Raw genomic sequence first — 24,811 nt, 5'->3', positions numbered from 1 at the left:
GACCTCATAAAGAAGTCACATTTTAAGTTACACGTAAACGTCACCTTTTGATTAAGAGTAGTATGCAATTTCCAACTAACATAACAGCCTTCACCGTCTTTACTTTTTTAAAAGCAACAAAGACACAGCGCAAGGTAGCGCAAATATGTCTACTTATTTTAGTCACCTATATTGCTTATTTAAGTGCTCAAATTACCTGGTTTTCATTACCCAATACAACCAGTAGTAGTGTTACTGTTCCGCCTAAAACTTCTTTTAAGGGGCAAGCTTCAGAGCAAGATTTTGACTTATCACCACTACAACAGCTTCATTTGTTTGGGCAATATAATAAAACGGAAGAAAAAGTTGAAGTTGTCGCAGTACAAGACGCACCTCAAACACGTTTGAACTTAACTCTCTCTGGCCTTGTTGCTAGTGATAACCCTGAAAATGCCGCAGCTATTATACAGTATCAAGGTAAGCAAGAAACTTACGGAATTGATGAGCTAATTAAAGGAACACGGGCGAGTTTAGCGCAAGTATTGATGGATCGCGTTTTAATAAAACACGCAGGTAAACTAGAAACACTCATGCTTGACGGCTTTGACTATAAAGAGCCGGCGCGCACTATTAGTCGCCGCGATGATATTACCGCTGAAAATAGTGTGGTTGATAATCGCAGTAACGCTAACTTAATTGCCACCGCGCAAGAGTTGCGCGATGAAATATCACAAGACCCGAGTAGTATTTCTGATTATTTAAATATACAGCCAGTGATGAAAGAAGGTGAAATTATTGGCTACTCATTACGTGCTGGTAAAAGCCCAGAGTTTTTTCAACAGGCAGGTTTGAAGTCTGGCGATGTTGCCCTGCAAATGAATGGTTATGATTTAACGGCGCCAGATGAAGCAATGCAGGCATTAGCCGAAATGAAAGAAGCGACTGATATCTCGCTTTTAATTGATCGTAACGGTAACACAGTAGAAATTATTTTTAGCCTTAACTAGACGTAAGTACTCAATCGGTACCAATGTCCTTAGTACTTAATTATCAAATTTTTGATTAGCACAACACCAGAAGAATATAGAGATAACATAATGATTAAACGTTTTTTACTGATATTAAGCACAGCCATTGCTTTTAGTGGTTTATGCTATGTAGGTCAGGTAAGTGCAACACAGTATTCACCTAATTTTAAAGACACTGAAATTACTGAGTTTGTGAATATTGTAGGTAAAAACTTAAAGAAAACGATGATTGTTGACCCGCAAGTTCGCGGTAAAGTTAATGTACGCAGTTACGACTTATTATCAGAAGATCAATATTATCAATTTTTTCTAAACGTGCTTGAAGTTTATGGTTTTTCAGCGGTAACTATGGATAACGGCATCATAAAAATTATCCGTAATAAAGATGCTAAAACTGCTGCTATTCCGGTTGTCGGTAGCAAAAGCAGCATTATTGGCGATGAAATGGTTACCCGTGTTGTTGAAGTTAAAAATGTTACTGTACGTGAATTAGTTCCTTTGTTACGTCAATTATCAGACCAAGCTGGTGGCGGTAACGTGGTTAATTACGACCCTGCTAATGTCATTATGTTGACTGGTACGGCTTCAACCGTTAATCGTTTGGTCAATATTATAGAGCGAGTTGACCGAGCAGGTGATCAGGCAGTACAAATTATTAAATTGAAATACGCCTCTGCTGGTGAAATGGTACGTATTATTGAAGCGATGAATAAAACCGCTACCGGTAAAGCAGGACAGCCTACCTTTCTTATTCCAACTATTGTTGCTGATGATCGCTCTAATAGCGTTATTGTTAGCGGCGAAATTAAAGCGCGAGAACGTGTGGCTAACCTCGTTAAACGTCTTGATAATGAGCTAGAAACTAGCGGTAATACTCGTGTTTATTATTTAAAATATTCCAAAGCAGAAGACTTAGTAAAAGTGCTTGAAGGTGTTAGTGAGTCTATCGCCTCAGAAGAAAGTGCAGGTCAACCTAAAGCACGTAGCTCGTCAAAGCGTGAAGTAAGTATTGATGCGCATGAGTCGACTAATGCCTTAGTTATTACTGCCCAGCCAGATATGTTACGTTCACTTGAAGCGGTTATTCGACAGCTTGATGTGCGTCGTGCTCAAGTACTTGTTGAAGCGATTATTGTTGAAGTTTTTGAAAGTGACGGTGTTAGCTTAGGAGTGCAATGGTACAACGAGCAAGGCGGTTTTACTCAGTTTACTAATGGTCCGGCGAGTATTTCATCACTTGCAGCAGGCGTAAAAGCGGCAGAAGGGCAAGCCGCAAGCCAAACAACAGTAACTAACTCTGATGGCACTGTTACGCAATCAAATAACCCAAGTACCAACGGCGATTACTCATTACTCGCGAAAACCTTAGGTACAGTAAGCGGTATGATGTTTGGTATTATGAAAAACGATTGGGGCGCTATTGTACAAGCAGTGAGTGCCGATACCAATTCAAATATTCTCGCGACACCAAGTATTACCACCTTAGATAACGAAGAAGCTTACTTTATTGTTGGTCAAGAAGTACCCATTATTACTGGCTCTGCAACGGGTGACAATAATGCTAACCCTTTCCAAACCGTAGACCGTCAAGAAGTGGGTATTAAATTGCGTGTTACCCCACAAGTCAATGAAGGTAATGCAGTCCAACTAATTATTGAACAAGAAGTTTCATCAGTTAGTGGTACTACTGGCGTTGATATTTCAATTAACAAACGTGAAATAAAAACCACGGTTATGGCCGATAATGGCGACACGGTTATATTGGGTGGTTTAATTGATGAAGATGTGCAAGAAAGCGTACAAAAAGTACCGTTGTTGGGTGATATCCCAATTATTGGTCACTTATTTAAGTCAACCAGTAATAGTACCCGTAAGCGTAACTTAATGGTGTTTTTACGTGCCACTATAGTGCGTGATGCTGCGTTAATGCGTGATATCAGTGAAAACAAATATAACTACATTCGTGCGGATCAAATTCGTAAACACGAAGAAGGCTTATCGCTGATGAGTGATGAAAATATGCCTATTTTACCTCAGTGGCAAGACGAGCTGACATTACCGCCGTCATTTAAAGAATACCAAGACGATATTGAAGCTAAAAAAGCCGCAGCTGAAAAGCAAGCGCGTGAGCTTAGTGAAAAACTGTCAACCAAGGACGCGCAAGAATAATGACAGATAACGTAAATACTCCTTCTGACAATAGTGACAGCGTATTAGCTGATGATGAGTTAGCCGCTGTATTTGAGCAGGGTGATGTCAAAGTAGAGCTACGTGAGCAAGTAAGTGATGATGATGCGCCAATGGGAACTTGGTTGCTGCCCTTTGCTTTTGCTAAGCGCCATAGCGTATTGTTAACCGCTAACGAGTTGGATGAAAATAGCGAGCCTCGCGCAGAAAAGTACGTACTGCACTGCTTAGAGAATGTTGATTTCGATATTATTTTAGAAGTACGTCGTATCGTTAAAGCAGCTTTTAGCTTTAATATTTTATCGGCGAATGCTTTTGAGTTGCTATTAACACAAACCTATCAACGCGACTCTTCAGAAGCACAGCAAATGATGGAAGATATTGGCAACGAGGTTGACTTGTACTCGCTTGCTGATGAAATGGTTGAAAGTGAAGATTTACTCGAAAATGAAGATGATGCGCCAATTATTAAATTAATTAACGCTATGTTGAGCGAAGCGATTAAAGAAAGTGCCTCTGATATTCATATTGAAACCTTTGAAAACGCACTGCAAATACGCTTTCGAGTAGATGGCGTTTTACGTGAGGTGTTAAAGCCTAACCGTAAATTAGCCTCATTACTGGTTTCTCGTATCAAGGTTATGGCTAAGCTCGATATCGCAGAGAAGCGTATTCCACAAGATGGTCGTATTTCATTGCGCATTGGTGGTCGTGCGGTTGATGTGCGTGTATCTACCATGCCAACAGGGCATGGCGAGCGTGTAGTATTGCGTTTATTGGACAAAAATGCCGCCCGCCTTGATCTTAAAGATTTAGGCATGACCGATATTAATCGCGTTAATTTCTCTAATCTCATTGAAAAGCCTCATGGCATTATCCTTGTAACTGGCCCTACTGGCTCAGGTAAAAGTACCACCTTATATGCTGGCTTAACGCAAATTGACGCTAAAGAGCGTAATATTTTAACTGTTGAAGACCCAATAGAGTTTGCCATTGAAGGTATTGGGCAAACGCAAGTAAATACTAAAGTTGATATGACTTTTGCTCGCGGCTTACGCGCTATTTTGCGACAAGACCCTGATGTAGTTATGGTTGGTGAAATTCGAGATTTAGAAACAGCGCAAATAGCGGTACAAGCGAGTTTAACCGGGCATTTAGTGTTATCTACTTTGCATACTAATACCGCAGCAGGCGCAATTACTCGTATGGAAGATATGGGGGTTGAGCCTTTCTTGTTATCGTCAAGTTTATTAGGGGTCTTAGCACAGCGTTTAGTAAGAACATTATGCCCACATTGTAAGCAAAGCCATTCTCCTGATGAAGAAGAGCGACACTTATTAGCCCTTGATACTGATAGCAACGCTGTTATTTATCGCGCGACAGGTTGTGAAAAATGTAACTTCAAAGGTTATCGCGGTCGTATGGGTATTCATGAATTATTACCGGTAGACGAACATGTGCGTGAGCTTATTCATAATGGTCACGGTGAACAAACCATTGAGAAATATGTGCGTACCTCTGCAGCGAGTATTCGACGAGATGGTTTTGATAAAGTGCTTTTAGGGCAAACAACCTTAGAGGAGGTTTTACGCGTTACTCGAGAAGATTAACCGAAAACACCAATCATGGCAGCATTTGAATACCAAGCGGTTGATAGCCGAGGCAAAACTAAAAAAGGCGTTGTTGAAAGCGATACGCCAAGGCAAGCGCGTAATTTATTACGTGAGCAAGGGCTTATGCCAATTGAAGTTAATGCCACTTTAGCTAAGCACAAAAAACAAAACGAACAGTCAACACTGTTTTCAGGCAGTGGTGGCGGTAAGGTCTCGGCCAGTGAATTAGCGTTAATAACACGCCAGTTAGCGACTTTAGTTGAGTCAGGTTTGCCATTAGAAGAGTCATTGATTGCGGTCGCGGAGCAATGTGAAAAAAATCGTATCAAAAGTATGATTATGGGAGTTCGTACTAAAGTTACCGAGGGCTACGGTCTAGCTGAAAGTATGGGTGAATACCCTAAAATATTTAATCGTTTATATCGCGCTATGGTTGCGGCAGGTGAAAAGTCAGGTCATTTAGATAAAGTACTTAATCGCCTTGCCGATTACACCGAAAAACGCCAGCAAATGCGCTCTCAGCTGATCCAAGCGTTAGTTTACCCCATTATTATGACCGTGGTTGCCATTGGCGTTATTGCTATTTTATTAACTGCCGTTGTCCCTAAAATTATTGGCCAATTTGAGCATATGGGTGAGAGCTTACCAGGTACCACACAATTTTTAATTGCCAGTAGTGAGTTTTTACAAAATTACGGTTTGGTTATTGTCGTAATTATTGCTGCGTTAATGCTGCTGTTTTCACAATTAATGAAGAAACCAGCCTTTGAATTGGCATTTCATCGACGTTTATTAATTATTCCTGGGGTTGGAAAAGTAGCTCGCGGTATTAATACTGCACGTTTTGCCCGCACGTTAAGTATATTAACCGCAAGTGCAGTGCCGCTATTAGAGAGTATGCGTATATCAGGGCAGGTTTTAGATAACTTACATATTAAACAGCAGGTTAGTTCGGCTACAGATAAGGTTCGCGAAGGGGCAAGCTTGCGTGTATCGTTAGATCAAACCAAGTTATTCCCGCCGATGATGTTACATATGATATCCAGCGGTGAAAAAAGTGGTCAGTTAGAGCATATGCTTGGGCGTGCAGCGGATAACCAAGATCGAGAATTTGAAGCGTTAGTGGCGATATCGCTTAAAGCATTTGAACCTGCCCTTATGGTAGGAATGGCGGGTGTCGTACTGTTTATTGTTATGGCCATTTTGCAGCCAATTTTACAATTAAATAGCTTAGTTGGCGGTTAACTATTAACTAACAGAATATTGTGTAGTCACACTGTTTTTCAATAACAATTAAATTTTTCAAAAATAGTAATTAACGAGTAAGGAAATTTATGAATAAGCAAAAAAACCAAGGTTTTACCTTATTAGAAGTTATGGTGGTCATCGTGATTTTAGGTATTTTAGCGAGTATGGTTGTGCCAAATTTAATGGGTAGCCAAGAGCGCGCTAATATGCAAAAAGCTGTTTCAGATATTACAGCGCTTGAGACTTCATTAAGTCTTTATAAAATGGATAATTACGATTACCCAACAACAGATCAAGGTTTAGAGGCGCTTGTTGAGCGCAGTGATGTTGAACCTGAGCCACGTCGTTTTCCTGAAGACGGTTACATTAAACGTTTACCTAAAGATCCTTGGGGTAATGAGTATGTATTACTTAATCCCGGCGAAAATGGAAAAATGGATGTTTTCTCTGCAGGACCAGACGGTGAAGCAGGCACAGAAGACGATATTGGTAACTGGAATTTAGGCGACTTTCAGTAACCTGTAGCAATTAGGTTAAATGCACGGCAACAGATAATAAATATGATGGGTAAACTACAACGCAGAGCTATTGTCGCAAAAGGCTTTACCTTAATTGAAGTTATGGTAGTCGTAGCCATTATTGGTGTTGTGGCTACGCTAGTGCAATTTACTTTTGCCGGTAATCGTCCTGAAGACTTATTAAAAGAGTCAAGTGATCGCTTTAAAGCTATTTTTGAAGTAGCAAGTGACTATTCAATGCTTAACAACATTGAGTTGGGCGTAGTGATCAAAAAAAATAGTTATCAATTTTTAGGTTATGACGGCACGCGTTGGGCTGAAATTCCTGAGCAGAACTGGCTTAGTAATGTTGAGTTACCTGAAGGGGTCGAACTTAAAGTCGCTCTTGACGACTTGCCAATAGATGAGCCGTTATTGTTTAACGCAGACACCTTTAAAGAAAAAGCAGAAGATGAGTTCACGCTGCTATCAAAAGAAGAGCAAGAGCAACAAATTATTCCGCAAATTTATATTCTTTCTGGCGGAGATATTACCCCTTTTAGTGTTACTTTTCGTTTTGGCGAGCAATCTCCACAAGTGATGGCCGATGGTAATGTTCTTGATTTTGCGTATAAAGTTACAGGAATATATAGCGTACCGCTAACTACGCAAGGGCCGATTCTTGATGAATAAACTGCTCTTAAAGACACGCTTTAAACGTGGGTTTACTTTAATTGAAGTAATGTTGGCTATGGCTGTTTTTGCTATTGCAGGTGTGGCATTAGTTGGTGTTGCTGATAATAACGCCCGTCATGTTGCTTACCTTGAAGAAAAAATGTTTGCTGGTTGGGTGGCGTCAAACCAGTTGGTAAGCGCACACTTAAGTACTGCTTGGCCACCTAAAAACAACCTCAAAGGTGAGGTTGAAATGGCGGGGCGTAAATGGTTTTGGTTGCAAAAAGTGATTAAAACCGACAATAACGAAATGCGCGCTATTGTCATGGAAGTACGTCTTGATGTTGATGATGAGTCAGCGCTAAGTAGTGTTATGACTTACATTGCACAGGATGCGCCTTAAATGAATATTTTTTTAGGACGTTTGTCTGTTAATCAAAGCGCTACTCATCACAGTGCTGTGCTTAATAAAGCGGATAATAAAGGGTTCACACTGCTTGAGTTGATTATCGCCATTGCTATTTTCTCGGTGGTAAGTCTTGCTGGCTTTACTATTTTTGATACCGTACTAAAAGGCGATGCTAATTCAAAAGTGCGTAGTGAGCGACAAAATGAGTTACAACGCGCTTTTTTATTGATAGAACGCGACTTTTTACAAATAGCCAAGCGTACTATGCGTATTGAAGGTGAAGCACCAGGTAATAGTTTTTTACTTAGTAGTGACGATAACTTTTTAGCGAATGAACAAGCTATTGCTTTTGTACGTCATGGTTGGACTAACCCAGGGTTATTGTTGCCGCGTAGTGACCTTCAAAGTGTTGCTTATCGACTAGTTGATAATACTCTAGAGCGTTTGCATTATAACTTTGTTGATGCAGTGGTTGGTGAAGCTCCGAAAATAAGACCTTTGATTGCATTAGTTGAAAGTGTCGCTTTTGAATTTTACGATGGTAAAAAATGGCAGAATAAATGGTCAGGTAATAATTTACCTTTAGCGATAGCCATTGAAATTGAAACCAGTGATTTTGGTTTGATTCGTCGACAATTCTTAGTTGCAGGTGAAGCCCAAAGTACTGATGCAGGGGGCAACCCGTGAATAAGTTAGCGCCTAGTAAGACTATAAAAGCCACTGCTAAGTCGGCTTATTCACAACAAGGTGTTGCTTTAATTACGGTTATGTTGATTGTAGCGCTTGCTGCCATTATTGCTTCACAAATGACAACGCGCTTGCAAATGCAAATGCAGCGTAGTGTTAATGCTAGCTTTAACCAGCAGGCATATTGGTATGCGATGGGAGCCGAAGAGTTTGCTAAACGTATTCTCATCGCTTCGTTTAAAGGTGATGAAAGCGTAACTAACTTAAAGCAACCCTGGGCGGCAGGTGCAACTAGTTACCCTGTAGCTTTTGGTAATATTGCCGGTGAAATTACTGATTTACAAAGTTGTTTAAACTTAAACGCATTACGTAAGCAGCAATCGGTAGATTCAGCTTCGCCAGCGGCTAAAACGCCTAATGATAAATTACCTGCGCGTATTGCTTTAGAAAAGTTATTGGTGGCATTAGCTATTGATGGGGTAAGTAGTTATGAAGCCGAAGCCATGGCTGATTCATTAAGTGATTGGCTTGACGATGATGGCTTTATCAGTGATTACGGTGCAGAAGATGATGACTATGCCAGTCGAGAATTTTCATACTTAGCGGCGAATAATTACTTAGCGAGTGTCAACGAATTACGTTTAATTGAGCATTTTACGGTGCCTGCTATTTTAGCGCTAAAACCGTATGTTTGTGTTTTGCCGCAAAGCAGCACACATAAAATTAATATTAATACCTTAGATGTTGAAAAAGCAGAATTATTACAAGCATTGCTCGGTTCAACGCTAGATGAAGCACAACAAATATTATCTGCACGAGATGAAAAAGGCTTTGAAAAAATTGAAGATCTTTATAGCTTGCCAGAGTTTAGTAAAATAGCGCTGGAAGATTGGCAAAAATCACAATTTACTATTGATAGTGAATACTTTTCATTAAAGGGTCATGCAGACTTTAGTGATAGTTTTTTCTATTTAACCTCTATCATGCAAGTAAAAAGCGATCAAAAAATTCAAATTATTAGTCGTACAATAGGACGTAACTAGTGGCAGAAACTTTATTTATACGCCTTGGTAGTCAAGCGCATAACACGATTCATTGGTTGATCTTAGCTAATGCAACGCATAATGAGCCTGAAATAATTGCCAGTGGTGAATTGGCAAATGCCGAGCAATTAAGCCAATTAACTGAAAAAGCTCAGCAGCGCACAGTAAATATTATTGTACCCAGCTGTGATGTACTACTTAAAGCTCTAACCGTACCGGCTAAATCAACTCGTGCGATGCGTTTAGCTGCGCCTTATATGCTTGAAGATGCACTTGCGCAAGATGTTGAGCAGTTATTTTTTGCTTATCACGAGCAAGTCAATGACGTGGCAGGGCATAACTGTTTTACAGCGGTGGTAAGCCACAAGCAAATGGCGCTATGGCTAACTTGGTTGGCTGAAGCCAATATTGAAAGCCGCGCTTTTTTACCTGAAGTACTGGCAATGCCGCTGGTTGAAAATAACTGGTCGGCCATAACCTTAGGTAACAATCAACATGAACAAGTTATTGTTCGACAAAGTGCTTGGCAAGGCTTCACCGCTGACTTAGCTACGTGGCAATTGCAATGCCAAGCATTTAGTACGCTTAAGCAAAGCGAAGGTGGTGAGGAATCTTCAGGTGACAATGATGATTCAGATGAAGTGATTATTGAAAATTATTCACCTTTGCCAACCAGTGATGACTTAAGGTTAAGCCCAATGCCTGAAGAGTTACCGTTGGCATTATTGGCACGCAATTTTCACAAAACTAAATTTAATTTATTGCAAGGGCAATACAAAGTAAAAGATGCGCGCAGTGGTGATGCTAAACAATGGCTGTGGGTAGCGGGTGTTGCAATGTTTGCCTTATTACTCAACTTAGGGTTTAAGGGCGTGCAATTATGGCAAATTAACGCACAACAAGTGGCAGTAGAAGAAGAGATTATCAACACCTATAAACAGGCTTTCCCTAATACTAAGCGTGTTCGTCTCTCTACTATAAAGTCGCAATTAAATCAGAAACTAGCGCAGTTAGGTGCAGCTAATAATGGTGAAGGTTTTTTAGCGTTATTTGTGAAAGTACAGCCAGCGTTTAATAGCGTACCTTCCTTAAAGCCTGATACGGTTAAGTTTGATGGTAAACGCCAAGAGCTACGCTTACAAGTAAACGCAAATAGCTACCAAGCATTTGAGCAATTTAAAAATGCGCTTGAGCAACAAAACTTATCAGTAAAGCTTGGTGCGCAAAATGCTCAAGGTGACGTGGTCTCTGGCTCATTTATTATTCGGAGCAAAGGCTAGTATGACTTCAATAAACATAGCTCACATCAATAAGAGTTGTTTGGTACTTTGCTTCGCGCAAAGTGAAATAAGCGTAAAGGAAACATCATAATGAAAGCATGGTGGCAGCAGCTAAATAGTCGTGAGCAGGCGTTGATCGCAGCAATGGCAGCAGTGATTACTATTTTCATATTTTACAGTGCGATTTGGCAGCCGCTTAATAGCAACTTAATTAATGCGGATAAAAAGCTGGTAAGGCAACAGGCATTGTTGACTTGGGTTAATGAAAATACACAACGTTATAAACGTGCACAAGGTGTAGGCGGCTCAAGTCAAAGTCAGGGCAGTTTGTCAGGCATTGTTAACCGTAGCGCTAATTCATATCAATTAACCATAACGCGTGTTCAACCTCAAGGTGATGATATTCAAGTATGGTTAGATAGCGTTCCTTTTACCCAACTGCTGTTTTGGTTAGAACATTTAGTGAATAATGAAAAAATACACGTAGAGTCAATCGACTTAGCGCGTGCTGATCGCTCAGGTGAAGTGAAAGTAAGACGGTTGCAGTTAAGTAGGCATTAATCACAGTGCTAATGGTATTGTTCATCGCAATGTTATTACAATATATACAATAAGCTTTAGAATTTAAGCATAATAATTGAGAGTGTTAATGAAAAAGTGGTTTGCCCTTGGGGCGTTTTTTTTGATGAGTTATCTAGTTTTTATTATTGCGACATTACCGTTAGCATTTGTTATTAACAGCGTTAAATTGCCTAATCATATTAATGTGCAGGGTGTTTCGGGTACTGTGTGGCAAGGTGAAATAGCGCAAGTGGTGGTTAATCAAAATCATATTCAAAAAATCAACACAAAGCTCAGCTTTTGGTCTTTATTTACCTTAACACCCAAGGTAAATATCCACTTTGGTAATGATATTTTACCTGGACCACAAGGTGAACTGACGTTAGCAATATCACAAAGTACGCTTGAACTCTCTGATGTTACTTTATATGTTAAAGCTAATGATATTGCTCAGCAACTAAAGTTGCCATTACCTGTTACTGCAAAAGGCGATGCTGAATTACAGCTATCTTCAATAACTATCTCTTTAAGTACTTATGAGTGCCAGCAAGCGCAGGGCAATGTGAATTGGATACGAGCCGGTGTTATTGCCATGAAACAAAATATCAAGTTAGGCCAGTTTGCGGCAGACTTAAGTTGTGAACAAGGAAAGTTAGCGGCGACAGTGTCACCTAATAATGATTTAGGGTTAAGCTTTACTGCCTTAGTAAGCGCGCAGCGTGGCAAAATTGCCGCGACAGGGCAAGGGCACTTAAAACCTGGGGCTAAATTTCCTGAACAATTAAAGTCGGCGTTACCTTTTTTGGGTAGGGCGGATGCACAAGGTCGCTATCGTTTACAATTTTAGCAAGTGATCATTCGGTGAGCGTTAAGGGAGCGGTAATTTAGGCCAATCATTCGCGCGCAAGCGTTGTTGCTCTATCATGCCCCCTAAACCTTGTAAGCCGCCAGTGTGCAATAATACTATACGTTCATTCGCCTTGAAGTAACCTTGTTCAAGTAAGTCAAGTAACGCTAGCAACATTTTACCTGAATATACCGGTTCAAAGGTTAATTGGCTTTGTTCATTAAAGCGAATGATACGGGTAAGATCTTCAGGGCTAAATTTGCCATAACCACCGCGATGAAATTGCGTCATTAACTGCCAGTTTTGGTGTGTTTTTCCTTGTTCACTCAACAGTGCCTTTATTTCATTACTTAAATATTCTGCTTGTTTTAAAACCGCAATACCTAATAACTTATGCTGACTTTTAGTTTCAAACAGTTGGCTATCGCCATCGATAAGCCCTGCTAAAGTGCCACCACTACCAACAGGTGTTAAAAGAGTATCAAACTGTGTTTGTTGTGCTAGCTCGGCTATTATCTCACTTACGCCCTCAACGGCTAATTTATTACTACCCCCTTCTGGAATGATAAAAAAATTAGGATACTGTTGGCTTAATTCTAATAAAAAATCATCATCGAAACGGCGGCGGTAAGTTTTTCTATCAACAAAGTGACATTGCATGCCCCAATGTTTTGCCCAGCTTAAGGTGTAGTTATTTTCATATTGTGCTTCGCCTCGAATAATGCCCAAACAAGGCAAGCCTAATTGGTAGCATGCAAAGGCAAAAGCATGAATATGATTTGAGTAACTACCACCAAAAGTTAAAGCGCCACTATAACCTTGTTTTTTTAGGTGTTCTAAGTTGTATTTTAGTTTGCGCCATTTGTTTCCTGAGATAATTGGGTGAAGTAAGTCATCACGTTTAATTTCTACTTGCACTTTATGTTGAGTGAACAGTGGGTGATTAATTTTTTCTAGTGCTGAAAAGTTGTTCTTTAGCTTCATGGTGACTATGCTTGTGTTGATGTAACTTGCTTGTTAACAAGGAAAAATAGGAAATCACTTGCACCTTATGGGTAATTAAGGATAATGGATTAATGCTAATTTTAGCTGTTTCAGCTCAAATTTAATAGAATTGGTATAAAACAGATAAATGTCATTATTAACACATATAAGTAAATTATTCTCCAAAAAACAACCTGCTCAGGTTATTGGTATTGCCTTGCAACAACAGGTGATTTCACTGTGTTCAATACCTCAAAGCCAAAACCAAAGCCAAAGCCAAAGCGAGGCGCAAACGCCTGAACAGAATAATACTGTTTTATTTGATGAAGGTAAGGTTGCTAATTCAGACTTTATTCTGGCTATTGAACAACTTGATAATAAACATAATTTAGCTGGGCAAGCTCATTTGGTGTTAAATGCTAGCCAAACACAAATCGTACAAGTAGATAAACCTAGCGTTCCCGACAGTGAAATTTGCGCTGCACTAAAGTGGCAAATTAAAGATCTTGTTTCTGTTTCGCCAGAAAATATGGTGCTTGATTACTTTGATGGACCTGTGCTTTCAGGCGGCGTAGAAAAAATTAATGTTGTTTGTGCTGCTGTACCTGAACTTAAAAAATTAGTCGCAACTATAAACGATGGTGATATGAGCTTAATTAGCATTACTACGCCAGAATTTGCGTTTGCTAATTTAGTCGCCAAACAAAATGATGCGTGTTTATTAGTTTGTCAGCAGCCGCATGAGGAAATTCTGATACTGATTGTTAAACAAGGGCAGTTATTTTTTCATCGTCGACTACGCGGGTTTGCACAGCTTGCTAATAACACAGAAGAAGAGTTAGCAGGTCATATTATTGATAATCTGAGTTTAGAAATACAACGTTCAACGGATTATTTTGAGCGACAATTAAAGCAGGCTCCTATTAAAGAGTTAAAAGTTTTAGTCCCGATAAAATTAGAAGCCTTCTTTGCTCGTAAACTAGCCGAAAACACTAATGTGCCTGTAACCTTATTAGCTTTACCTAAGCCTTATCATGAACAGAGAGAGTATGCGGCGGCATTAGGTGCTGCATTTAGAAGTATCGTTGATAATACGGCAGCTGTCGAACTTGAAAAAGCAACAATATCTGAACCACAGGCTCACAAGCTAGAAGGTGGTGTGTAATGGCGGGTAAATATAGCGTAAATTTACTGCAAACTGAGCTACTACCTGAACAAGTGTTATTGACGTTACCGCGAGTGATTGCTTTATGGGGGGTAAGTTTACTATTTATGCTGCTTTGGGCAATTATCGTCAATGTACAGTACGCTGCCCTAAGTGAAAAACATGGTGCTTTAGCGTTAGAAAAAAAACACCAAACTAAAGTCATGGAAGACTTAGAGCAACGATTAGTAAACCGTAAAGCGGATCCTTTATTAGAAGAAAAGTTAACAACCGTTAAATTATTATTACAACATAAAGATACATTGCTAACTAAGCTTACCGATACTAAGCAAATATTTGTTAGTGGTTTTTCTATGGCTATGACTGAACTAGCCGAATTGCATCATCGTGATATTCGTTTGCAGCATATTACTATTAGTAATGATGATATGAGCTTTGCTGGTATCGCTAAAAAACCAGAAACAGTACCTGCTTGGTTGTCAGGCTTTGAAAAATCTACCTTATTATCGGGTAAAGACTTTGTTCATTTTAGACTTGCAAAAAATGATGAAAATATGACAACGTTTATTGTTAGCTCTAGCGCAATTGCAGCAGGTGAATAATGAAAAAACAATGGCAAGAATATAGTCGAAAGTATTTAGAAATTACTCCTCGCGAGCAAATATTGATAATGTTAACGGGGTTGGTTGTGATTACTTTGGTAATATTTCACTTCTTCATCGATAATAAAATGGTTTCTAATAATGTATTTACTAATGAAATAAAACAGTTAGAAATAAATAACCGCACTTTGGTTTTATCTATTAATGAGTATAAAGAAGCTTTAAAGCAAGATCCTAATCGCCTTGTGCGTGAAAAAATATCAGCATTTGAGCATAAATTGGCAAAAATTGATGAACAGCTACTCGCGCTTACGTCAGAACTTATTAACCCAATACAAATGCGCTACGCCTTACTTGACCTACTTAACGTTGCTAAAGGGGTTGAGTTATTGTCTTTTGAGTTAATAGGAGCGGAGCCACTACTAACTGTTGTTAGCGAACAAAATGATAAGTCATCCACTGCTCAGTTAACTTCAACCGTGAGTAATGGCGATGAGAAAATTGATAATAAAGCCCCTCAAAACATTGGTTTAAATTTATATCGACATGGCATAAAAATAAAGTTGGCGGGAGATTACTTTGCACTACAACAATATTTACATCAGCTAGAGCAACTTTCGTGGAAGTTTTTTTGGCAAGAGTTTGACTTTAAAGTAAAAGACTATCCGTTAAATGAACTATCGATAGAAATATATAGCTTAGGCTCTAAAAAGGAGTTTGTGGGTGTATAAACGTTTATTATTGCTTTGTTTGTTAATATCGCTCAATTTTTTTGAGGTGGCTCACGCAACCAGCGATCCAACAAAACCGTTTGCCAGTGAATCGGCGTCTACTATTACTGAAAATAAACTGGTATTACAGTCCATTATTCACCGTGATAATGTGGCTATGGCAATTATTAATGGAAAAGTAATTAAGCAGGGAGCCGCGTTAGGACAGTATCAAGTAGCACAAATTAATGATGATAATGTCGTTTTACATAGTGATGACGAAAATATAAAACTTTATATTTTTAAAAACAAAGTGTTAAGGTAGATTTTGATCTATCTTTTAGGTTTAATGCTTTTAAAAAAGTGACAAGTTAATAATGACAAAAACAGCAACTTTTATAAAAAAATCTACTTTAAGTACAGTGCTCTCAAGCTTGTTATTAACCTTGGTTGGTTGTCAAAGTGTGCCAAAAGAACCAAGTGAATTCAAAAATAACCTTGATCAAGCGATTAATGAAACCGCGACTTTACACGCGCCTAAACCGTTGGAGTCTGTTCCTAACTCAGTACAACAAGAGTTAATGCAACAAAGCATGCAACAAGCTAAAGATAGTTTGTTATCTGAAAAAAGATTGCAAGTGTCGGCCAGTGATGTTGCCGCGAAAGACTTTTTTGGCGCTATTGTTGAAGGTTCAAATTATAGCGTTGCTATTCACCCTGATGTTGTCGGGCAAATATCACTTAACTTAACAGATGTTACTTTAAGTGAGGTTTTGGATGTTGTTCAAGAAATTTACGGATTTGAAATAGTTAAAAGAGAAAGTATTATTCAGGTTTACCCTGCCGGTATTCGCACCGAAACTATTGCTTTAAATTATTTATTTTTAAAACGCTATGGCACTTCTAGCACCAGTATCAATTCTGGAGGGGTTTCAGAAAACGATCCTAATAGCGGGAATAACAACAATAATAATGGCAATAATAACAGTAACGGAAATAATGGCAGTAATAACAACAATAACAATCAGAATAACCAAAATGCAACGAGTGGCATTAACATTTATACCGAAAATGAATCTGATTTTTGGCAAGAGCTAAAAGATACGTTAACTAGCTTTGTTGGTACTGAAAATGGTCGTTCAGTGATTGTTTCACCATTAGCGGGTTTAGTAACTGTTAGTGGTTTGCCATCAGAAATTAATGCCGTGAAGAAATTTATTCACGATACGGAAGCGCATCTGCATCGCCAAGTTATTATTGAAGCAAAAATCATGGAAGTAACTTTGAATGATGATTACCAACAAGGAGTTCGCTGGGATGAAGTATTAGGTAGTCTAGGTAATACCAACTTTACCTTCAATACGGCGGGTCAAATAGCGGGCAACTCTATATCATCAAAAATAGGTGGAAGTACGTCATTAAGCTTTTCGGGACCAGATTTTAGTGGTGTGATTGACCTATTGCAAACCCAAGGTAATGTTCAGGTGTTATCTAGTCCTAGAATTACCGCTACTAATAACCAAAAAGCGGTTATTAAAGTGGGTGAAGATGAATATTTTGTCACTGAAATTTCAAGCACTACTACCACTGGAACGGCAACCACAACAACCCCAGAGGTGACATTGACGCCTTTCTTTTCTGGCATAGCTTTAGACGTTACCCCGCAAATAGATAAAGATGGTGGGGTGATTTTACATGTTCACCCGTCAGTGACGCTAACAGACGAACAAAATAAATCGATTAAACTCGGTAACGAACTATTAGTGCTGCCATTAGCGTTAAGTAGTGTTCGTGAGTCAGACACTATTATTAAAGCGAAGTCAGGTGAAATTGTGGTTATAGGTGGTTTAATTGAAACCTATACTATTGATAACGAATCAAAAACGCCATTGTTAGGCGACATTCCATACTTAGGGGAACTCTTTAAAAGTAAGAGCGTTACTAGCCAAAAACGAGAGTTAATTATATTACTTAAGCCAATGGTTGTTGGCCAAGATACCTGGAAAACGCAATTACAAGATGCCCGTGACTTACTGAAAAAGTGGTATCCAGAAAATAAAGAAAGTTGCCAAGGTGACCAACAAGCGTGTAATTAATTTATAACGCTGCATTAATTCACTAGAGCTAACTTAGTCACATTTAAGCTTAGCTCTCTTAACTTTTTAAGTAATCATCGTGAAAATAGCGTAATAAACAGAGATAACTATGTACCTTTATCATTTTGGTTTAAGCGAATTACCTTTTACGCTAACACCAAATACCAACTTTTTTCTTGGTGTTACTCCGCATAACGAAGCATTAGCTGTGTTAATGACGGCACTTAAAACTGGCGAAGGGTTCATTAAAGTTATTGGTGAAGTAGGTACAGGAAAAACCCTGCTATGTCGTAAGCTCTTAAATGAAATTCCCGAGCATTTTGTTACAGCTTATATTCCTAACCCTTATTTAAATCCTGATGAATTAAGACGAGCCGTTGCGTTAGAGCTAGGTGTAAAACAAGCACAGCGTATGAACACTCAACTGTTAACTCAACGGATTCAAAGTCGTTTACTGGAGTTGCATGGTCAAGGTCGTTCCGTTGTACTTATTCTCGACGAAGCTCAAGCCTTACCTGATGAAAGCTTAGAAGCATTAAGGTTATTTACTAACTTAGAAACAGAAACTCGTAAATTATTACAAGTGGTGTTATTTGCTCAGCCCGAGTTAGATACTCGGTTGAATGAAAATAATTTTCGCCAATTACATCAACGAATTACATTTTCTTATACATTACGGGCGATGAATGAAGCCGAAGTTAATCATTATATTCAACATAGAATGCAAGTTGCAGGATATAAAGGTGCTTCGTTATTTTCGAAAAGTCTATGTAAAAAAATTACTAAGGCAAGTCAAGGAATTCCAAGATTGGTAAATATTTTATGTCATAAAATGTTGATGCTAAGTTATGGGCAAGGGCACTATCAAATGAGTGTTCAACAGCTAAAAGTTGCTATCAAAGACACTGAATCTATTAACCGCTCATCGTCCCACTTCTTTCGCTTTAGTATGATTTTAAGTTTTATATTATGTGTGAGTGTATTACTTGTGGCTGGTTTTAGTTATTACGGATGGGATATGAAGCTGTGAGTGTTATCAATCAAATGTTAAAAGATTTACAAGACAGATCGCCAGAGCCAGGAGCACCTAATGCTAGCCCAGTAATGACGTCTGCGCCGCGCTCTTCGGTAAAACTTATCGCTATTACTTTAGCCGTCATCTTGCTTTGTAATGCTGTAGGTTTATACGTTTGGTTTTTAGTGAGCGAGAATAACGCCTTAAAAGCTGAAAATATTGAAAATCATACCGCCAAATTACTTGCTGTTACGGCACCTGAAACCGTAAATGAAGTTCAGGTTGCTCATATTAAAAAAATTGAAGATACCAGCGCCGAAAAAAACAGCGCCGAAAAAGCCATGGTGAGTAGTACAGATGAAAGTACACTGAGCAACGAAAGTATAACCCAAAGAGCATTGCCTAGTAAGCAAGAGCAAACTAGTGTTGAGGACGTCGCAGCTACTGAGCAACCCGTAATACCTCCTCACAGAGTCAAAGCAATAGAGCCTAAACCTAAAGTCGATAAGCCAGTAATAACTCAACCGGCTAATAAAGCAAAAATGTTAGTGTCGAGTCGGCATTTTACTTCTGCTGAGTTGGTACAACAAAAGTTAACACAAGCAGAAGCTGCGATTAACCGTAATGAAATAGCTAAGGCTGAGCAATTATTTGAAGATATTTTGATTATTGATGCCACACAAGTGCTAGCGCGAAAAAAACTTGCTGCGTTATGGTTTGGTCGTCAAGCGTGGCAAGAAGCGATAAATTTATTGGCGCAAGGTATAGCGATAAGCCCGAATAATAGTGGTTTACGTATGCTACAGGCACAAATACTACTCAAACAGAATAAAGTCTCTTTAGCGTATCAAGCATTAATACCGCTAAGAAAACTAGAGCAGCAAGACTATCAAATACTTTTAGCTAATACCGCACAGCAAGTAGCTCAATATGAGGCAGCAATTAACGCTTATAAATTATTACTTAAAATGCAACCTAATAGTGCCCGTTGGTATTTAGGTTTAGCTATTGTTTACGACCAAAATAGTCAATTTGATTTAGCGATAGCGCAATATAAATTAGCACTACAGCGCGGTGAACTATCAACAGATTCGGCAAGCTTTGCGCAGCAACGCATTGTAGCTTTAGGAGAATAAATACATGGCTGCCCCTAAATTAAAAATGCGCTTAGGCGACTTATTAGTTCATGAAAATATCATTTCTGATGAGCAGCTAATGGAAGCGCTTAATAGTCAAAAAAGCACAGGTCGAAAACTCGGTGATACCTTAATTGAGTTGCAGCATTTATCCGAACGCCAACTATTACAGTTTTTGGCGCAGCAGCTTGAAGTACCTTTTTTAGATATAAGCCAAAGAAAAATTCCTAGTAGTGTTGCAGCTCTATTACCTGAAGTGCACGCTCGGCGTTTACGCGCGTTAATTATTGAAGATCGAGGTGACTCGGTTTTACTAGGTATGAGTGACCCAGCCGATTTAAGTGGCTTAGATCAGCTTGAACGTATGTTGGCACCGAAAAGTATTGAGTTAGCTGTAGTGATGGAGTCGCAGTTATTCTCAGCCTTTGATGGTTTATATCGCCGTACAGCCGATATCGAATCTTTTGCCAGTCAGCTTGAAGAAGAATATGAGCAATCATCGACGTTTGATGTTTCAAGTAGCTTTGTTGATGAAACCGGTGATGCAACAGTTGGTAAACTATTGCAGTCAGTATTTGAAGATGCCGTGCAAATGCGCGCTTCAGATATTCATATAGAGCCAGACGAAAAGCAATTGCGTATTCGCCAACGTATTGATGGTGTTTTACAAGAGAGTATTTTAAAAGAAAATAAAATAGCCTCAGCGATGGTACTGCGTTTAAAGCTAATGGCAGGATTAGATATTTCTGAAAAGCGTATACCGCAAGATGGTCGCTTTAATATTCAAATCTCAGGTCATAGTATTGATGTGCGTATGTCTACTATGCCAGTGCAATATGGTGAGTCGGTGGTTATGCGTTTGCTTGACCAGTCAGCAGGTTTATTATCCTTTGAGCAAACGGGTATGCCAGCCGATTTAATTAAGCGAATTCGTCATCAAATATCACGCCCTCATGGTATGGTGTTGGTAACCGGACCAACCGGTAGCGGTAAAACCACCACACTTTATGCGGCATTAAGTGAGCTTAATCAGGCTAGTAAAAAAATTATTACCGTAGAAGACCCTGTTGAGTATCGTCTATCACGAGTCAATCAAGTACAAGTTAACCCTAAAATAAACTTAACTTTTTCAAGCGTTTTACGTACCGCGCTTCGCCAAGATCCCGATATTATGATGGTGGGTGAAATGCGTGACCAAGAAACGGTTGAAATAGGTTTACGTGGCGCATTAACGGGTCACTTAGTGCTATCAACATTGCATACTAACGATGCTATTACTAGTGCCTTACGCTTAATTGACATGGGAGCTGCTGGCTTTTTAGTTGGCAGTTCATTAAGAGCGGTTATTGCGCAGCGATTAGTGCGCAGAGTATGTGATTCATGTAGCGAAAGCTACCAACCCGATGCACAAGAGCTATTATGGTTAACCCATTTAGCGGGTGACAAAGCAAATCAAGCCGAGTACTTTCATGGTAAAGGTTGTCAGTCTTGCCAATATACCGGTTATAAAGGGCGTATTGGTGTTTTTGAGCTACTTGAAATGAATGAGGCGATGATGTCGGCATTAAAACGTGATGATAGCGACGCTTTTAGTCAATTAGCAAAAGCTAATCCTACGTTTAAGCCGTTAGCACACGCAGCATTTGATTATGCGCTGCAAGGAATAACTACTGTCGAAGAAGTGCTACGCTTAGTTGAAACCGTTGATATTAACGCCTAATGAAAAGCAGCAGCTAAGGTCTATTTATAATGGCAACATTTAACTATACAGGTCGTAACAGTGCAGGTAGTCAAGTTTCAGGAACTATTGATGCGGCAGACTCTACCAGCGTTGCTGAGTTGCTGTTTCGCCAAAGTATTACACCAATTGCTATAGTTGCTGCTAATAAAAAAACGGATAGCACCAACCAGAGTTCGGGCAATCAAGATGTTATGGAGTTACTTGGCTTTAATAAAGTTTCTCTTGATGAACTCATTATTTTTTGTCGACAAATGTATGCTTTAATGCGCTCAGGTGTGCCGATTTTACGAGCAATTAAGGGCATGGCAGAGTCGAGTACTTCAGTGAGTTTAAAAAAAGCGTTAACTGAAATTACCAAGCAACTTGAAGGGGGCTATGCCTTATCATCTGCATTTAATCAGCACCCTAATATTTTCAACTCTCTTTTTGTCTCTTTAATACACGTTGGTGAAAACACTGGGCAACTTGATGAGTCTTTTTTAAAGCTTACTAATTATTTAGAGCGCGAACAACAAACCCGAAAACGTATTAAAACCGCGTTACGTTACCCGTCTATGGTTGTTATTGCTCTCTCTGCTGCTATTGTTATTTTAAATATTTTTGTAATCCCCACTTTTGCTAACATGTTTGCCAAGCTTGGTGCAGATCTTCCATTAGCAACTCGTTTTCTTATTGCCAGCTCTAATCTATTTCTTAATTATTGGCCTTATATGCTGCTGGTGTTAGTTGTTACTTTTTTTGGTGTTAAACGCTATTTAAAAACACCTGTAGGGCGTTTTCACTGGGATAAACGAAAAGTTAAACTACCTATTATTGGCAGTATAATTGAGCGCTCTGTTTTAGCACGCTTTTCTCATAGCTTTGGTATCGTATTAAAGGCAGGGGTGCCAATGACTACCGGCTTGAATTTAGTCGCTGATGCTGTTGATAATAGCTATATGCAAGAAAAAATTATTGCGATGCGTGTCGCCATTGAAAGCGGTGAAAGTCTTTTACGCTCAGCCATTGCCAGTACTTTATTTACACCGCTTGTTTTACAAATGGTGGCAGTAGGCGAAGAAACTGGGCGTGTGGACGACCTACTTAAAGAGGTTGGCGATTATTATGAACGTGAAGTTGATTACGACTTAAGCACCTTAACCGCCCGAATTGAGCCGCTATTGTTAGTTATCGTTGCTGTGATGGTGTTGGTGTTAGCATTGGGGATATTCACACCAATGTGGGATATGGCGTCAGCAATGCAAGGTAAGTAATAGCTCTAACATATATATTTTAATGTTCCATTAACGTTAACTAAGTGCAAGCATACTATTATGCAAACATCTAAAAGCTCAGAAAAAAGAGAAAAGTCAGTTGCAGAGTTTATTCTGGTGATTATTCTATTGGGCTTTTTAATGAAATTATTTATTGGCTATTATTTTTCTCAAGAAGAAAATATCACCAAAGCGGGCTTTAAAACCCTAGCGCAAAACTTTAAAAATACTGTGGTTGTTGTACATGCTCAATGGCAAATGGATAACCGGCCGCCTGTTGTGAGTTTGTCAGGTGTTGCTAAGCAAGATAAAGCAGCAAGTGTTGTGCGCGTAAGTGTAAACGAAAAAGGCTGGCTTGATACCGAAAGAAGCAGCCTAGTTAAGCATAATGTTACGGCATGTGAACATATTTGGCAGTTAGCGATGAGTATGCCAATGTCATTAATGAAGTTTTCTGTAGCAGCAATAGAAATACACAATGAGCGATTGAGTAATTATCATCAATGCCGATATATTTTATCAACAGGCGATTATTTTGAATACTACAGTGCGACGGGTCAGGTGACTCAGGTGTACGGTAATGATAATTAATTTGGTGTTAACAACTAATTAATTGCTAATAAGTTGATTTAATTTGTAATATGCACTACAAATATACAATTAAATGAATGAATTTTATTATAAATTGTTGCTACAATAGTTTATAAGACATGGTAGATAGGCTACTGATTTATAGCTGTTTACTGTAATTTTTGAGTGTTTGTGAGGTAAGTATGCATATTTATTCAAAGGGTTTACCTAAAGAAATGAGTAAACAAAAAGGTTTTACCTTAATTGAATTAGTGATTGTGGTGGTTATTTTAGGCTTGTTAGCTGTAACTGCTATTCCCAAGTTTATTGATCTAACTGAACAGGCACAACAAGCTAATATTGAAGGTATGGCGGGTGGCTTCGCTACAGGTGTTTCGTTAGTACGTTCACAATGGGAAGCAGAAGGTCGCCCACAAACAGGAACCAATAATACAGTGTCGTATGACGGTACTCAGTTAATTTTAACTTTAGAAAATACAACAACAACTCCACAAATAAGACCTGGCTATGTCGTTGGTTTAACTGACGGTGGCGGTTTAGGTGGTGGTTTTGGCGTAGAAAATTGTATTGAAATTTGGGAAAATATTTTACAGCAACCACCAACAATTACCTCTAGCTTAACGACTTTGAATAGTGCTACTGGCGACGGTATTAATTACTTTGCCAGTAAGTCGGGTAGTAGTTCTACTTCATTGTGTCATTACTATTTAAAAGATACCTTAAATAGAGATGCTAATGGTTTATATGTAGACCCTGCAAATCTTGTTGTAGGTAATAGTTTCACTTACCAACCAGCAAACAGTTCTGTCTTGGTATTAATTGAATAGTTAGTCGTGTCATAAGGGATGAATTGCTACGGGTTTTATTGGCGCTATCGCCTAAAACTCTTAGCAATATAAAGTGAATGGAATATCAACTCGTTTTTAATTTTAACTTTTATATAAGTAGTAGGTATACATAATGAAAAAGCAACAAGGCTTTACTTTAATCGAATTAGTGGTCGTTATTGTTATTTTAGGTATTTTAGCGGTTACCGCAGCACCTAAGTTTATTAATCTTAATGCTGATGCACATGAAGCAACACTAAAGGCTATTAAAGCGTCAATGCAAAGTGCATCAACACTCGTTCACTCTAAGTCTTTAATTGCTGGCGATCAAGATGCACCATTCTCAGATGGTAAGGAAGTTTCTGTAGACTCAACAAATGATGTGGCGATAAGTTATGGGTATCCAACAAACGATAGTACGGATTGGGGAAATATGTTAGATATTGATACAACTAATGACTTTACTGTTGCACAAATAGGTACAGAGGGTGATGGAGCTACAGCAATTTATGCAGTATATGCTAACGGCAAAGAGCCAGCTAGCCCAGCAGCTGGTGATGCATGTTCTGTTCAGTATATTGAAGCAACTGCTGTTGGTGCCAAACCAACCATAACGGTGTTTACTGGTTGTTAGTCT

General features: G+C 39.0%; 25 protein-coding genes. 24 read left to right on the top strand and 1 reads right to left on the bottom strand.

Annotation, left to right across the window (positions count from 1 at the left end; translation table 11 throughout):
• The first annotated feature begins 62 nt into the window (after positions 1-62).
• The 12 genes from gspC to ABD005_RS02560 all read left to right on the top strand — a co-directional run bounded on the left by gspC (position 63) and on the right by ABD005_RS02560 (position 12,054).
• Positions 63-986 carry a type II secretion system protein GspC gene (gene gspC, locus ABD005_RS02615; RefSeq protein WP_215978380.1) on the top strand — a complete coding sequence of 308 codons (924 nt, stop codon included), beginning with the start codon at positions 63-65 and terminating at the stop codon, positions 984-986.
• 90 nt (positions 987-1,076) lie between these two features.
• Positions 1,077-3,176: a type II secretion system secretin GspD gene (gspD, locus tag ABD005_RS02610; protein WP_343814623.1), complete on the top strand. Its 2,100-nt coding sequence runs from the start codon at positions 1,077-1,079 to the stop codon at positions 3,174-3,176.
• Positions 3,176-4,804: a type II secretion system ATPase GspE gene (gene gspE, locus ABD005_RS02605; protein ID WP_425544877.1), complete on the top strand. Its 1,629-nt coding sequence runs from the start codon at positions 3,176-3,178 to the stop codon at positions 4,802-4,804. The genes gspD and gspE overlap by 1 nt, the downstream gene beginning before the upstream one ends.
• A gap of 15 nt (positions 4,805-4,819) precedes the next feature.
• A complete protein-coding gene (gene gspF, locus ABD005_RS02600) occupies positions 4,820-6,052 on the top strand; it encodes a type II secretion system inner membrane protein GspF (RefSeq protein ID WP_343814621.1) in 1,233 nt (410 codons plus the stop codon).
• Between the two features lie 89 nt (positions 6,053-6,141).
• On the top strand, positions 6,142-6,573 hold the full coding sequence (gene gspG / locus ABD005_RS02595) for a type II secretion system major pseudopilin GspG (protein ID WP_215978383.1): 432 nt from the start codon (positions 6,142-6,144) through the stop codon (positions 6,571-6,573).
• Between the two features lie 42 nt (positions 6,574-6,615).
• Positions 6,616-7,245, top strand: a complete 630-nt coding sequence (gspH, locus tag ABD005_RS02590) for a type II secretion system minor pseudopilin GspH (RefSeq protein ID WP_343814618.1) — start codon at positions 6,616-6,618, stop codon at positions 7,243-7,245.
• Positions 7,238-7,630: a type II secretion system minor pseudopilin GspI gene (gene gspI / locus ABD005_RS02585; RefSeq protein ID WP_215978384.1), complete on the top strand. Its 393-nt coding sequence runs from the start codon at positions 7,238-7,240 to the stop codon at positions 7,628-7,630. Before gspH ends, gspI begins: the two co-directional genes overlap by 8 nt.
• Entirely contained in the window at positions 7,631-8,323 is a 693-nt protein-coding gene (gspJ, locus tag ABD005_RS02580; RefSeq protein ID WP_343814615.1) for a type II secretion system minor pseudopilin GspJ, read from the top strand.
• Positions 8,320-9,366 (top strand): type II secretion system minor pseudopilin GspK, encoded by a 1,047-nt coding sequence (gene gspK, locus ABD005_RS02575; protein ID WP_343814613.1) that lies wholly within the window; start codon positions 8,320-8,322, stop codon positions 9,364-9,366. The genes gspJ and gspK overlap by 4 nt, the downstream gene beginning before the upstream one ends.
• The gene (gene gspL / locus ABD005_RS02570) at positions 9,366-10,646 is read left to right on the top strand and encodes a type II secretion system protein GspL (RefSeq protein ID WP_343814611.1); all 1,281 of its coding nucleotides are present in this window, start codon (positions 9,366-9,368) and stop codon (positions 10,644-10,646) included. Before gspK ends, gspL begins: the two co-directional genes overlap by 1 nt.
• Positions 10,647-10,736: 90 nt before the next feature.
• On the top strand, positions 10,737-11,207 hold the full coding sequence (gspM, locus tag ABD005_RS02565; protein ID WP_215978387.1) for a type II secretion system protein GspM: 471 nt from the start codon (positions 10,737-10,739) through the stop codon (positions 11,205-11,207).
• Positions 11,208-11,295: 88 nt separating this feature from the next.
• The gene (locus ABD005_RS02560) at positions 11,296-12,054 is read left to right on the top strand and encodes a type II secretion system protein N (RefSeq protein WP_343814609.1); all 759 of its coding nucleotides are present in this window, start codon (positions 11,296-11,298) and stop codon (positions 12,052-12,054) included.
• Positions 12,055-12,075: 21 nt separating this feature from the next.
• On the opposite strand, the gene ABD005_RS02555 is transcribed toward ABD005_RS02560, so the two are convergent.
• A complete protein-coding gene (locus tag ABD005_RS02555) occupies positions 12,076-13,038 on the bottom strand; it encodes a 1-aminocyclopropane-1-carboxylate deaminase/D-cysteine desulfhydrase (RefSeq protein ID WP_343814607.1) in 963 nt (320 codons plus the stop codon).
• Positions 13,039-13,186: 148 nt separating this feature from the next.
• On the opposite strand from ABD005_RS02555, the gene ABD005_RS02550 reads away from it, so the two are divergent.
• From ABD005_RS02550 to ABD005_RS02495, 12 genes are all read left to right on the top strand, one after another.
• The gene (locus ABD005_RS02550; protein ID WP_343814605.1) at positions 13,187-14,203 is read left to right on the top strand and encodes a hypothetical protein; all 1,017 of its coding nucleotides are present in this window, start codon (positions 13,187-13,189) and stop codon (positions 14,201-14,203) included.
• Positions 14,203-14,805 (top strand): PilN domain-containing protein, encoded by a 603-nt coding sequence (locus ABD005_RS02545; RefSeq protein WP_215978391.1) that lies wholly within the window; start codon positions 14,203-14,205, stop codon positions 14,803-14,805. Before ABD005_RS02550 ends, ABD005_RS02545 begins: the two co-directional genes overlap by 1 nt.
• Positions 14,805-15,536 (top strand): hypothetical protein, encoded by a 732-nt coding sequence (locus tag ABD005_RS02540; RefSeq protein WP_343814602.1) that lies wholly within the window; start codon positions 14,805-14,807, stop codon positions 15,534-15,536. Before ABD005_RS02545 ends, ABD005_RS02540 begins: the two co-directional genes overlap by 1 nt.
• The gene (locus tag ABD005_RS02535; RefSeq protein WP_343814600.1) at positions 15,529-15,840 is read left to right on the top strand and encodes a hypothetical protein; all 312 of its coding nucleotides are present in this window, start codon (positions 15,529-15,531) and stop codon (positions 15,838-15,840) included. Before ABD005_RS02540 ends, ABD005_RS02535 begins: the two co-directional genes overlap by 8 nt.
• A 52-nt stretch (positions 15,841-15,892) precedes the next feature.
• Positions 15,893-17,611: a pilus (MSHA type) biogenesis protein MshL gene (mshL, locus tag ABD005_RS02530; RefSeq protein ID WP_343814598.1), complete on the top strand. Its 1,719-nt coding sequence runs from the start codon at positions 15,893-15,895 to the stop codon at positions 17,609-17,611.
• Between the two features lie 109 nt (positions 17,612-17,720).
• Positions 17,721-18,641, top strand: coding sequence for an ExeA family protein (locus ABD005_RS02525; RefSeq protein WP_343814596.1), 921 nt, complete (start codon positions 17,721-17,723; stop codon positions 18,639-18,641).
• Entirely contained in the window at positions 18,638-19,762 is a 1,125-nt protein-coding gene (locus ABD005_RS02520) for a tetratricopeptide repeat protein (protein WP_343814594.1), read from the top strand. Before ABD005_RS02525 ends, ABD005_RS02520 begins: the two co-directional genes overlap by 4 nt.
• A 4-nt stretch (positions 19,763-19,766) precedes the next feature.
• On the top strand, positions 19,767-21,482 hold the full coding sequence (locus tag ABD005_RS02515) for a GspE/PulE family protein (protein WP_215978397.1): 1,716 nt from the start codon (positions 19,767-19,769) through the stop codon (positions 21,480-21,482).
• A 29-nt stretch (positions 21,483-21,511) separates the two neighbouring features.
• Positions 21,512-22,756: a type II secretion system F family protein gene (locus tag ABD005_RS02510; RefSeq protein WP_343814591.1), complete on the top strand. Its 1,245-nt coding sequence runs from the start codon at positions 21,512-21,514 to the stop codon at positions 22,754-22,756.
• 60 nt (positions 22,757-22,816) lie between these two features.
• On the top strand, positions 22,817-23,347 hold the full coding sequence (locus ABD005_RS02505; protein ID WP_343814589.1) for a hypothetical protein: 531 nt from the start codon (positions 22,817-22,819) through the stop codon (positions 23,345-23,347).
• A 215-nt stretch (positions 23,348-23,562) separates the two neighbouring features.
• Complete coding sequence (locus ABD005_RS02500) at positions 23,563-24,174, top strand: type II secretion system protein (protein WP_252738717.1); 612 nt, start codon at positions 23,563-23,565, stop codon at positions 24,172-24,174.
• 133 nt (positions 24,175-24,307) lie between these two features.
• Complete coding sequence (locus ABD005_RS02495; RefSeq protein ID WP_215978401.1) at positions 24,308-24,808, top strand: type II secretion system protein; 501 nt, start codon at positions 24,308-24,310, stop codon at positions 24,806-24,808.
• The last annotated feature ends 3 nt before the right edge of the window (positions 24,809-24,811 follow it).

This window comes from Colwellia asteriadis (assembly GCF_039523295.1).
In the GTDB taxonomy this organism is placed as follows: domain Bacteria; phylum Pseudomonadota; class Gammaproteobacteria; order Enterobacterales; family Alteromonadaceae; genus Colwellia; species Colwellia asteriadis.
This window is presented reverse-complemented; position numbering and strand designations above follow the sequence as displayed.